Annotated in this window: 9 protein-coding genes and 1 other RNA gene; all 10 read left to right on the top strand. The window is 62.4% G+C overall.

What is annotated here, in order from left to right:
* Positions 1-113: 113 nt before the first annotated feature.
* The 10 genes from WFJ47_RS13845 (at position 114) to murD (ending at position 12,219) form a co-directional block, all read left to right on the top strand.
* Positions 114-1,316: a Hint domain-containing protein gene (locus WFJ47_RS13845; RefSeq protein WP_336763771.1), complete on the top strand. Its 1,203-nt coding sequence runs from the start codon at positions 114-116 to the stop codon at positions 1,314-1,316.
* Positions 1,317-1,417: 101 nt separating this feature from the next.
* Positions 1,418-1,815, top strand: an RNA gene (gene rnpB, locus WFJ47_RS13840) — RNase P RNA component class A.
* Between the two features lie 464 nt (positions 1,816-2,279).
* Positions 2,280-2,750: a division/cell wall cluster transcriptional repressor MraZ gene (gene mraZ, locus WFJ47_RS13835; protein WP_336763763.1), complete on the top strand. Its 471-nt coding sequence runs from the start codon at positions 2,280-2,282 to the stop codon at positions 2,748-2,750.
* Positions 2,747-3,748: a 16S rRNA (cytosine(1402)-N(4))-methyltransferase RsmH gene (gene rsmH / locus WFJ47_RS13830; protein WP_127103043.1), complete on the top strand. Its 1,002-nt coding sequence runs from the start codon at positions 2,747-2,749 to the stop codon at positions 3,746-3,748. Before mraZ ends, rsmH begins: the two co-directional genes overlap by 4 nt.
* On the top strand, positions 3,745-4,743 hold the full coding sequence (locus WFJ47_RS13825; RefSeq protein ID WP_336763761.1) for a hypothetical protein: 999 nt from the start codon (positions 3,745-3,747) through the stop codon (positions 4,741-4,743). Before rsmH ends, WFJ47_RS13825 begins: the two co-directional genes overlap by 4 nt.
* A gap of 127 nt (positions 4,744-4,870) precedes the next feature.
* Positions 4,871-6,901 carry a penicillin-binding protein 2 gene (locus WFJ47_RS13820; RefSeq protein ID WP_336763769.1) on the top strand — a complete coding sequence of 677 codons (2,031 nt, stop codon included), beginning with the start codon at positions 4,871-4,873 and terminating at the stop codon, positions 6,899-6,901.
* Between the two features lie 3 nt (positions 6,902-6,904).
* On the top strand, positions 6,905-8,383 hold the full coding sequence (locus tag WFJ47_RS13815; protein WP_336763759.1) for a UDP-N-acetylmuramoyl-L-alanyl-D-glutamate--2,6-diaminopimelate ligase: 1,479 nt from the start codon (positions 6,905-6,907) through the stop codon (positions 8,381-8,383).
* Entirely contained in the window at positions 8,380-9,741 is a 1,362-nt protein-coding gene (gene murF, locus WFJ47_RS13810) for a UDP-N-acetylmuramoyl-tripeptide--D-alanyl-D-alanine ligase (RefSeq protein ID WP_336763758.1), read from the top strand. Before WFJ47_RS13815 ends, murF begins: the two co-directional genes overlap by 4 nt.
* Complete coding sequence (gene mraY, locus WFJ47_RS13805; RefSeq protein ID WP_127103047.1) at positions 9,741-10,832, top strand: phospho-N-acetylmuramoyl-pentapeptide-transferase; 1,092 nt, start codon at positions 9,741-9,743, stop codon at positions 10,830-10,832. The genes murF and mraY overlap by 1 nt, the downstream gene beginning before the upstream one ends.
* 7 nt (positions 10,833-10,839) lie before the next feature.
* Positions 10,840-12,219, top strand: coding sequence for a UDP-N-acetylmuramoyl-L-alanine--D-glutamate ligase (gene murD / locus WFJ47_RS13800; RefSeq protein WP_336763767.1), 1,380 nt, complete (start codon positions 10,840-10,842; stop codon positions 12,217-12,219).
* The last annotated feature ends 14 nt before the right edge of the window (positions 12,220-12,233 follow it).

Genomic DNA, 12,233 nt, shown 5'->3' with positions numbered 1-12,233 from the left:
TTGGCCAGATCCAAACCAATCGTGGTAATCGTCATCTCGGATGGCTCCACTATCAGAGGTACGCAAAGATGGCGTCCTCACCTTTGGCACTATAGATGCCGTGATCGGGAGCCATCCACCCCATCTGGAATGGAAACGGGTCGAACAGCTTCAGCTACGACCCCGCCACCGGGATATTGACGATCACTCAGCTTACCAAGACGATACGCCTGGATATCGGTCTCGGTTATGATCGAAACGCGTTTTCAAATGCCGACAGCTATAACGGCAACAAGGGCGTGACCTACACGCGCGCCGCGCCGTGTTTTTTGCCCGGCACACTCATTGCCACTCCGAATGGTGAGCGTAGCGTCGAGACGTTGCGCCCGGGAGATCTGGTCACGGTCCTTCGCGATGAGAGCCGCGAGGCGGTGCCGATCGTCGCCGTCCATGAAGGGGAGCAGACCCCCAATCCGCTCCTTGCGGAATGCTGGTCCAACCATCCTGTGCGGGTTTGCGCTCACGCTTTTGGTGAGGGTGCCCCCCATCGGGATCTGCGGCTTACTCCTGAACATTGCCTGTATCTTCAAGGTCGATGCGTCCCTGCCCGCATGCTGGTCAACAAAAACTCAGTCATCTACGAGACAGGCTCTGCCTCCTATCGTTACTACAATCTCGAACTGGAAAGGCATGAGGTCCTGTTCGCCAATGGCTTGCCCGTCGAGAGTTATCTCCCGGCACAGCCGAACCCGGCGGAAGAGCGAACAACCTCTGAGGGTGCTCAGGCAAGCCGCGCTGCGCTTATCCCGCTGCCGGTCGATGTAACGCCGCCCTTCGTTGCGTCTCTCCATGTTCGTTACGGTCATATTGCGCCGCTTTCGCGTCAACGCGACCCGCGTGATCCCCGCGCTGCCGGGCTCTGTATGAGCACGGAACACGGGCATGTCCTCCCGCCCCGCTTCACCGGCGGGACGACGGTCGCTTTCGGCCTCCCTGCCGATACGCGCACCGTGATCCTGCATGCACGCTGCTTCATCCCTGCGGTCGATATCGGCGCCTTCATCGATGACAGGCGGACATTGGGCGTTCTTGTCGGGAGGATAACGCTCACCGACGACCAGGGCACACGTGATATTGTCGTGCATCTTGACGACGAAGCGCTGGAAGGATGGCATCCGCGCGATACATCGGCATGCCGCTGGACCTCGGGCGCGGCTTTCATCCCCCTTCCTTTTCCCGTTGGCCCGCATGGCGGGACTATGATGATCACGATCCTCGATTCAGCGCCCTGCCCCCTGGGGACGACGCGCTTCCCTGCCCATCTCGCAGCTGCCTGACCAGGCTCGCCGGTCAGGGCAAACTTATTAGAGGTGGAATGAAGGATAAATTCCCGGTGTGGCGCTTGACCCTGGGGAGCGCATCGGTCAGGTTGCGCCCGTCAGACGGTCGGGCGATCGCTGCTGCGCCGGTGAGAACCGTCGTGATGGAGGAAAGTCCGGGCTCCACGGGAGAACGATGCCGGCTAACGGCCGGCGGGGGTGACCCTAGGGAAAGTGCCACAGAAAACAAACCGCCTGCCCGGCTTTCGGGCTGCAGGCAAGGGTGAAACGGTGCGGTAAGAGCGCACCGCTCCTTCGGTAACGCGGGAGGCAGGGCAAACCCCATCGGGAGCAAGACCGAATAGGAATGGCGGATCCATCCCTCGGGATGGGATCAGAGGCTCTCCCGCCTTGTCATTCGGGTTGGTTGCGTGAGGCCGGTTGCAAGACCGGTCCCAGAGGAATGATCGCCCCGCCTCAGGGCGGACAGAACCCGGCTTACAGACCGTCTGACATTACCCGCGTGTCGGAGCGCGATGGATCGCTCTCTTCGTTGCCCCCTCAATCTAGGAGACTTCCTGCTTGAAGCGGCGGCAGGATCTGGCAGCCGAATCATGACATATGACGCCCGAATAACGTGGCCCAATCCGGCTCGAAGGGCATTTTGCGCCACAATCATGCCGCAATGTTCCGCAGCCATGCCTTAATAAGAACATAACAAAAACGATGTATTGCGATGTCCGGGCAGTTTCTTTTTATTGCCCACAAGAACATAATAAGAACATGCAAATTGCCGCATTCAAAAAAACTCCGAAATTCTGCGGTTTTTGCGCGCGAATTGTTTGACGTCCCATGAAATCCCATGATATCCCAAATCTATCCCGGACGGTCCTTCTGACATGAAGCGCAGCGCCTTGTCCCGTGCCGGGAGCGAAACATCAGCGGCAATTACTCCAGCGGAAAGAGGAGGCATCGAACGGCGTGAGTGTGTTTCTCGGCACGCATCAGAACCGTTTCGACGCCAAGGGCCGCGTGTCCATTCCGGCCTCCTTCCGCGCCGCCCTCAGGGCGCAGGCCCAGCCCGATGAGAGCCTCGTGATCTTGCGTCCCTCCCATCTGCATCCCTGCATCGAGGCATGGCCGAGTGCCGCCTTTGCCACGCTGGCGGGTCCTGTCGAGTCACTTGATATCTTCTCCGATGACCATGACGACCTCGCCGCCAGTCTCTATGCGGACGCCTATCCGATCGATGCCGACAAGGAAGGCCGCATCATTCTGCCGGATGTGCTCAAGCGTCACGCCAATCTCACCGACGAGATTTCCTTCATGGGTCTCGGACGCGTATTCCAGATCTGGGAGCCTGAGGCTGGCGCCAAACGCCGCGAAGAGGCACGCGCCCGTGCGCGCCGCATGACCAGCCGCGCCGCTGCGCCGAACGGGGTGGCGTCATGAATGCGCTCTCTCCCCTTGCTCTGCTGACCGGCCATGACCCTGGCCATGTCCCCGTGATGCTGCCGGAAGTCCTCGACGCCCTCGCACCGCATGAGAGCGGTCGTTACGTGGATGGCACCTTTGGTGGAGGCGGCTATACGCGGGGCATTCTGGCCCGCGCGGCATGCAGCGTCTGGGGGATCGACCGCGATCCCACCGCCATTGCGCGTGCCGAAGCCCTCGCCGCGGCCCTTTCAGCCGACGCCCCCGCGCATCGTCTGATACCTGTAGAGGGCACGTTCGGTGCCATGGCGGAACTCCTCGGTGACGCTGCCCCTTTCGACGGCATCGTGCTCGATATTGGCGTGTCTTCCTATCAGCTCGACGAAGCCGAGCGTGGTTTCTCATTCAGGCATGATGGCCCGCTCGACATGCGTATGGCGCAGTCGGGTCGCTCCGCTGCCGATCTGGTGAACGAGGCCGAAGAGGCCGAGCTGGCCGATATCATCTACCATTACGGTGAAGATCGTCTTTCGCGCCGGATCGCCGGTGCCATCGTGCGTGCGCGTCAGGAAGAACCGATCCTCACCACCGCGCGCCTGGCCGATGTCGTGCGCAGTGTCGTGCGTCCCGACAAATCGGGCATTCATCCTGCCACGCGCACCTTTCAGGCATTGCGAATTGCGGTGAATGATGAGCTCGGCGAATTACAGCGCGCTCTGGATGAGGCGCCGTCCCTGTTAGCCGAAAATGGCCGCCTTGTGGTGGTGACCTTCCATTCCCTGGAAGATCGTCTCGTGAAACGCGCCTTTGCCCAGGCCGCGGGGCGGGTAAGCCGCCCGTCACGCCATGAACCCATGGCCGAGCGCTTTGTCACGCCGGATTACGTCCTGCCCCATACCCGCCCTGTCCTCGCCTCGGATGACGAGATCAGTCGCAATCCCCGTTCGCGCAGCGCCAAACTGCGTAGCCTTCTTCGTACCGCACCATCAGCCTCTGTTAGGGGGTCTCTCTCATGATCCGGCCGTTCACTCTTCTCTGCGCGCTTCTTGCTGGTGGTTCGGGACTGTTTCTCTATACGAAGAAGCATGAAACGACAGTGCTCGATCAGAACATCACAAATGTGGTGCAAAAGACCGAACGCGTCAGACAGCAAACGGCGATGCTGCGGACCCAATGGGCGCTACTCAACCAGCCGGACCGCCTCAGTGCGCTTTCCGGGCGTTTCCTGGGGCAGCTTCATCCCATGGCTCCCACGCAATATGTGCGCCTGGCGAGCATGATCGAGGGGCTGCCTGCGCCCAGTTCGAAACCTGCCTTCCGCGATCCGCGCGAGAGCCTGAGCATCGCCGTGTCGAACGCCCCCGCCGCTCCGAGTGTCGTCGCCCCCGCGGTCAAGCCCGCAGAGCCGAAGACTGTGGCCCCGACCCCATCCGCTCCGGCGGCACGTGATACGGCAGCCCTCGTGGCGAGCGCCGAGCCCGCTCGTCACCGCTCTGCACCCGCATTGCCCGCCCCGCCGGTCATCGCCCCTGCCGCGACCGCACCGGCACGTGTCGCCCTTGCCTCGGCTACCCCGCGCGCCCAGCCTCCTGCCCATGCAGCCACGGCCGCGCCTCATGCCCTGCACGCGCCCACCCAACGCCCTGTGGTCGAACTCGCCCAGCAGAGCAGCCGCCCTCATATGGTCTCTGATGAACTTGGGCAGGCAGCCCATCACAGCCATCGCTATGATGCCGTCGTTCATGCCACAACGCGTCCCGGCGCGGCCGGCACAGGCGATACCGATCTGGCCGTTCGTCTGGCGAGCTTTCGGGGCAATCGTCCGCAGGCGACGCCCGCCACCTCATGGCACAGTGCCCATGTCAGCGCTTCCCCCCATGTGACGCATGGCAACGCGGAGATTGCCATGCAGGCACCCAAGCCCCATCATGTGCAAAGCGATTCCGGATCTTCTTCATCCCTCGCCGGCTATGGTGATGCTCTGCCACCGCCTACGCCTCTTGCCAATTGAGCGGATATGAAAGCGGCTGAGCATGGCTGGCAGGACACCTCCCCCCAACAGGTCGGGCCATTCCGGTGGCGCGCCCTCGCGTCCTGAAGGCAAGAGCACCAAGCGGGTCAGGGCGTCGCTCGACCAGATGCACACAAGACTGATCGGGGTCGGGCTCGGGTTTCTGGTCCTTTTCGGCCTCGTGGCAGGCAAACTGAGCCTCGCCACCGTTTTCATGCCCATGGCCCCCGAGAAGCGACAGATCGCTTCACAGGTGCCTGAAATTCCGAAAAGCGACCCGAAAGGGCAGATCGCAGGCGATTTCTCGTTACCGGATGTGCATCGCGCGAGCATCGTCGATCGTAATGGGCAGACCCTCGCCCTTTCTCTGCCTGTGGCTCAGGTCTATGCCAATCCGATGGAGCTGATCGACGCCCCGGATGCAGCGAAGAAGCTCAAATCCGTACTGCCCCAGCTCGACGAGGCAGAGACAACACGCCGACTCTCGCTGAAGAAGCAGTTTGTCTATATCGCCCGTGATATCTCGCCCGTGCAGGAAATCGCCATCAATAATCTGGGCATTCCGGGCATCTATTTCGAAGCGAGCGAGCGACGTCATTACCCGCTGGGCCGCACCGCCGCGCAGATTCTGGGCGGGGTGGATATCGACGATCACGGCGTCGCCGGGATCGAACGTTATTTCAACGAGCGTCTCAACAAGGATCGCACCCCGCTGCGTCTGTCGCTGGACGTGCGTATCCAGGCCGTGGCCCGGGAAGTGACCCAGGCCGCCATGGACGAGTTTCAGGCCATCGGGGCTGCGGCCATCGTGATGGATGTGAATACGGGCGAGATCATCTCCATGGTCAGCCTGCCCGATTACGACGCCAATGAGTTCGGCCATGCGCCTGCCGATGCACGGTTCAACCGCGCCGTCACGGGCATGTACGAACCGGGCTCGACCTTCAAGCTTCAGACCGCGGCCATGGCCATCGAATATGGCGTGGCCCATATCTGGGATCGCTTCTCGACCATCCCCATCCATATCGGTCGCTTCACCATCTCGGATATCAAGACCGATCACTTCGCGCCCTGGCTCGCCCTTCCCGACGTTCTTGCCAAGTCATCGAACCCGGCTGCCGCGCATATCGCTCTCGACGTGGGCGCAAAACGGCAGCAGGAATGGCTGCGCAATATGGGGTTCTTCAATCGCGTGCCGATCGAACTGCCGGAAGCCGGGCGTCCCATCGTGCCGTCTTCGAAGAACTGGGGCGTTTCGACTGTCATGACGGTCGGCTTCGGTCACGGCGTGGCTGAGCCACCGCTCTCTATCGTGCGCGGCACCGCTGCCACGGTGAATGGCGGCATTCTGATCAAGCCTACTCTCGTGGCACGCGAACAGGATGACGGCGCAAAACCGGATGAGGAGGCCCTCCCCCCCGGTGCGACCGCGCCCGGCGGTGCCCCCCTGAATGCACCCGGCGGAACACAATCTGGCACGACGGGTGCGGCCGCACCTGCGGGCGCCCCTGTTGTACCCGCCGCCTTCAGGCCCGAGAGCGATGCCTCGGGCGATGCCCCCGCCCCGCCGCCGCAGCCTCAGGGTGACCGGGTCGTATCGGAGGAAAATTCGAGGCTCATCCGCAAGATGCTGCGTCTTGACGTAACGCAGGGCACGGCGCGCAGCGCGGAAGTACCCGGCTATTTCGTAGGCGGCAAAACCGGTACGGCTGAAAAGGTCGGACCGAATGGCCGATATCTGAAGCACGTCAATATCTCGGCCTTTACCTCGATTTTCCCGATGAATGCGCCGCGCTATGCCGTCTATGTCATGCTTGATTCGCCACACCCCACCCCCAAGACCCACGGCTTCGTGACGTCTGGCTGGAACGCCGCCCCGACGACAGGAAAGCTGATTGCACGTATCGGGCCGATGCTCGGGCTGTTTCCCGACACGAAGAACGCCGCAAAAATTGATGCCGAAATGGCCATACCGCTCGAACCCGGCATTCCGCCGGGTAAACGCGCCCTTGGCCCCGGCAACGATCCGGGTGATCCGCGCATCGCTGCGCAAAAGGAAAAGGCGGAAAAAGACGCCGCCAAGGCTGCCGAGAAAGCCGCCAAGCTCGCTGCGAAGGCCACCGAGCGCGCCGCGCGTCACTCTTCTGAACGAGGCTGAGCCATGCGCCTTTCCGAACTCCTGAAGCGGGCCGGACTCCCGGTCCCGCCTCTCGCCGTCGATTCAGCAACGGCCGACCCCGAAATCACAGGGATCACCGCTGACAGCCGCGCCGTAGGGCCCGGCATGATCTTCGCCGCCTTGCCCGGCGTCGCGACCGATGGCGCACGCTTCATTCCCCAGGCCCTGTCCCAGGGAGCAGCCGCGCTTCTGCTGCCGGAAACGACGACCGTCGCAGCAGACGTGCCGCTGGTCGCCTCACAGGGGGCGCGCCATGATCTTGCTGTGCTTGCCAGAGCGCTGGCGGGGCCGCAGCCGGCGCGCATTGCTGCCGTCACCGGTACGAATGGCAAGAGCAGCACGGCTGATTTCCTGCGCCAGCTCTGGTCTTTGTCCGGCACGATGTCGGCCAGTATCGGAACGCTCGGTCTCATCAGCGATGTCCCGGTCGAGGCTCCGCCCCCGCTCACAACGCCTGATGCGGTCTCCATGGTTCAAACGCTTGCCCGGCTCAAATCTGCCGGAATCGAGCATGTAGCACTAGAGGCGTCATCGCACGGGCTCGAGCAGAATCGTCTCGATGGCGTCGCGCTTCACGCAGGCGGGTTCAGCAATCTGACGCGCGACCACCTTGATTATCATGGCACGATGGAAGCCTATCGAGCTGCCAAGCTGCGCCTTTTTTCCAGCCTCCTGCCACAGGGCGCAGTCGCCGCGATCAATGCGGACATGGATGCGGTAACGGTGTCCGCCCTCCGCGAACTGGCGCAGTCCCGTGGGCTCAAACTGCGGTGCGTGGGCGAGCAGGGCGAAACCCTGCGCCTGCTACGCGCAACACCCCTGCCCCATGGGCAGATCATCTCTCTTTCGCTCTTCGGCGAAGCTCTGCCTGAAATCGAACTTGGACTCACCGGACGTTTCCAGGTTGATAACGTGCTTCTGGCCGCCGCCATGGCCTTTGAGCAGCATGAGGACGCGCGCGCTGTGCTGGATCTACTCCCCCGGCTCACCGGTGTGCGTGGGCGGGCCGAGCTTGCGGCAACGCTCGATAACGGGGCCGGTCTTTACGTGGATTATGCCCATACGCCGGACGCGCTCGAGCACCTGCTGCACAGTTTGCGCCCTCACGCCTCAAACCGCCTGATCGTCGTCTTCGGCGCGGGCGGAGATCGTGACAGGGGCAAGCGTCCTCTTATGGGAGAGATTGCCGCAAGGCTGGCCGATCTGGCCATTGTCACCGACGACAATCCGCGCAGCGAAGACCCCGCCAGCATACGCGCCGCCATCAGGGCAGCCTGCCCCGACGCCCTCGAAATCGGCGATCGTCGCGCAGCCATTGCCGCAGCCCTTGCGCAAGCGCGGGCGGGCGATGTGGTCGTTGTGGCTGGCAAGGGTCATGAAAGCGGTCAGACGGTGGCCGGTGTCACCACCCCCTTCGACGATCGTGCCGTCATTCGCGAGTTGGCCGGGGTCGCCCCATGAACACCCTCTGGACCAGCGCGGAACTGCGTGCCGCGACGCATGGCATGCTCGACGCCGAGATCGTGGTGACCGGCATTTCCATCGATACGCGCAGTCTCGAGCCTGGCGACCTGTTCATCGCCTTGCAGGGAGAGAACAGCAATGGCCATGCCCATGTGGCGGTGGCCCTGGCAAAGGGCGCTTCCTGTGTCATGGTGCATGAGGCCGGTGATGTCTCCGACCCGCGCCTGTTGCGTGTGGCCGATACGATGGAAGGGCTGCGCGCCCTCGGCCATGCCGCACGGGCGCGCTTTACCGGGAAAATGGTCGGGGTGACCGGCTCGGTCGGCAAGACCACCACGAAGAACATGCTGCATTGCGCGCTGGCTTCCATCGGGCCCACCCATGCCGCCATCGCTTCCTATAATAATCACTGGGGGGTGCCCCTCACCCTGGCAAGAATGCCGCGTGATACCGCCTTCTGCGTGGCCGAGATCGGCATGAACCACCGCGGCGAGATCGCGCCACTCGCTGCCATGGTGCAACCCGATATCGCTGTCATCACAACCATAGGCAGTGCCCATCTGGGCCATATGGGCAGTGTAGAAGCCATTGCGGAGGAAAAATCCGATCTCATCGGCGCGCTCTCGGCGCAGGGCGTGGCCATTGTACCAGATGATACCGGCATGGAGGCCATTCTTGCCGGCGCCGCCGCGCGGTCGGGCTGCCGGATTTCCCGCGTCGGGCTGAGCGCACACGCCAGCTATCGGCTGACAGCGCTCGAAACCGGAGCGGAAGGCTCGCGGTTCAAGTTCATGAACCGTGACATCATGCTTTCCGCACCTGGAAGCCACCTCATCCGCAATGCGGGGCTGGTTCTGGCCACGATCGATGCGCTCGGATTATCCCTCGACAAGGCGGCAGCAGCGCTCGCAATCTGGCGCCCCGGCGCCGGGCGCGGACAGGTGCAACCCATCCTGGGCGGTCAGGCCGCACTTTTGGATGAGAGCTATAACGCCTCTGTTCTGTCGATACGCGCAGCGCTGGAGACCCTTGCGCTCATGCCAGCCAAGCGTCGTATCGCCGTACTGGGCGATATCCGCGAACTGGGTGATTTCGCCGAGCGCGAGCATCTGGCCCTCCTGCCCGATCTGATGGCCCATGCGGATCTGGTTTTTTGCTGCTGCCCGCATATGCGCCATGTTTTTGACGCGCTTGCCGAAGAAAAGCGTGGCGTCTGGCAACCAGACGCGGCATCTCTCGCCCCCTTCGTCCAATCCAATCTGAAAGCCGGTGACGTGGTTCTCGTAAAAGGCAGTCTTGGCAGTCGCATGCGCGACATTGTCACCCCTCTTCTTGCTGGGGGCGTGTCGGGCTGATGCTGTATAATCTGATTGCCATTCACGACACGACCCATGGCGGTTTCTTCAATCTTTTCCATTACCTGACCTTCCGCTCGGGCGGGGCCTGTCTGACGGCGTTCGTCATCTCGCTCGTCTTCGGCCGCCCTTTCATTGCCCAGCTCAAGCGCATCCAGCGCGAGGGTCAGCCCATACGCACGCTCGGTCCCGAGCGGCATATTCTCGAGAAGGCCGGCACGCCCACGATGGGTGGAATGCTCATCCTGATTGCGCTTTTTGCCTCGACCCTGCTCTGGGCCGACCTCACCAACGGTTTTGTCTGGGCGGCGATGTTCGTCACAGCGGCATTCGGTGCGGTGGGGTTTGCGGATGACTATCTCAAGCTCTCCAAGCGCAACACGAAAGGCGTGTCCAAGCGGGCACGTCTGGGAAGCGAGTTTGCCGCGTCTCTGATCGCGGGGTACTGGATGGAGAGCCTCATGCCGCCCGAACTGCGGAACATGGTGGCCTTTCCCTTCGTCAAGGATTTCCTCCTGCCGCTGGGTTTTGCCTTCCCGCTCTTTGCCATGATCGTCATGACCGGGTTCGGCAATGCCGTAAATTTCACGGATGGCCTGGACGGGCTGGCCATCGTGCCGGTGGTGATTGCCGCTTTGGTTTTCGCGCTGATCGCCTATCTGGTCGGCAATCGCGTCTTTGCCGACTACCTGCAGCTTCATCTGGTTCCAGGCACAGGGGAACTCGGCGTGTTCTGCGCGGCCCTCATCGGGGCTGGGCTCGGCTTTCTGTGGTTCAATGCGACACCCGCTGACGTGTTCATGGGTGATACGGGCTCGCTCTCTCTAGGCGGGGCACTGGGCGCCATCGCCGTTGCCGTCAAACATGAGCTGGTACTCTGCATCGTAGGCGGTCTCTTCGTGGTGGAGACGCTTTCTGTCGTGATCCAGGTCTTCTGGTACAAACGCACCAAGCGCCGCGTCTTTCTGATGGCGCCACTGCATCATCACTTCGAAAAGAAGGGCTGGCAGGAGCCCAAGATCGTCATCCGTTTCTGGATCGTCTCTATCCTGCTGGGGCTGGCCGGCCTTGCGACGCTGAAGCTGCGCTAAGATGACGATACGCGCCTTCCCCTCCGATCTCTTTGCTGGCTCGCGCTTTGCCGTGCTGGGCCTCGGCCGAAACGGCGCGGCCGTCGTGTCAGCGCTTCTCGCCATGGGGGCGGAAGTGCAGGCATGGGACGACAAAGCCCCACCCGGACCCAACGATTTCGCTCGCGACGGGAACGCTGCCCGCTTCATCGCGGCCCCGCTTGAGGACCTGACGGGTTTCGAAGCGTTGATCCTCTCACCGGGTATCCCGCATCATCTGCCTGCTCCGCATCCGGTTGCCCTGCTTGCCCAGCAAGCCGGGGTGCCCGTCCTGTCGGATGCAGAGATCCTCTATCGCGCCGTGCGCAAAGCGGGTTCGCTGGCGCGTTTCGCCTCGGTGACCGGCACGAACGGCAAATCCACCACTACGGCGCTGCTGGCGCATATGCTCGAGAAAGCCCGTGTGCCTGTCGCGGCAGGAGGCAATCTCGGTACAGCTTCCCTTGCCCTGCCGCTCCTGCCCGATGAGGGCGTGTATGTGATCGAAATGTCATCCTACATGCTCGAACGGCTGGAGAGCTTCCACGCCTCGACGGCCTGCCTGCTCAATCTGACACCGGATCACCTGGACCGCCATGGCACAATGGCGGGTTATGCCAGCGCCAAACGCCATGTCTTCGACAACATGACCCCTCGCGATCTGGCGGTTATCGGGGTGGATGACGCCCCTTGCTGCGCTCAGGCGCAGGAACTGATTGCGAAGGGTCTGACTGTCACCCTCGTCTCGGTCGATAATCCGGATACCGTACGCGGAATATCTGCCGCACTCGAAGAAGCTCCTGCCCTCCCCGGGAAGCATAATCTGCAAAATGCCCTGGTTGCCCAGGCCATGGCGCGCCATCTCGGTCTCTCGGATGAGATGATCACGGATGGGCTGCGCAGCTATCCCGGCCTGCCCCATCGACAGGCTCTGGCCGCTAGCATCGATGGCATACGCTTCATCAATGACAGCAAGGCCACCAATGCCGAAGCCGCAGAAAAGGCGCTGCTCTGTTATGACAGGATCATCTGGATTGCCGGGGGCATTGCCAAGTCCGGCGGGATCCAGGCTCTGGCGCCCCTTTTTGACCGGATTGCCAAGGCCTATCTGATCGGTCGCGATGCGCCCCTTCTTCGTGAGACTCTGGAGACGCACGGCGTAGCCTGTGAGAGCGTCGAAACGCTCGAAGCCGCCACCATGGCCAGCCTCGAAACCGCCAAGGCGCTCGGCGTGCCTGTCGTTCTGCTTTCCCCTGCCTGCGCAAGCTTCGATCAGTTTGCGAGTTTTGAGGCGCGTGGCGCGCATTTTATCGATATCCTGTCACGTCTGGACCGAGTGGACGCACGGCGTGAAACAGGATCGCCCTGATCTGCAGGGCCTTG

Origin of the sequence: Asaia sp. VD9 (genome assembly GCF_037150015.1) — a bacterium.
Taxonomy (GTDB): domain Bacteria; phylum Pseudomonadota; class Alphaproteobacteria; order Acetobacterales; family Acetobacteraceae; genus Asaia.
This window is presented reverse-complemented; position numbering and strand designations above follow the sequence as displayed.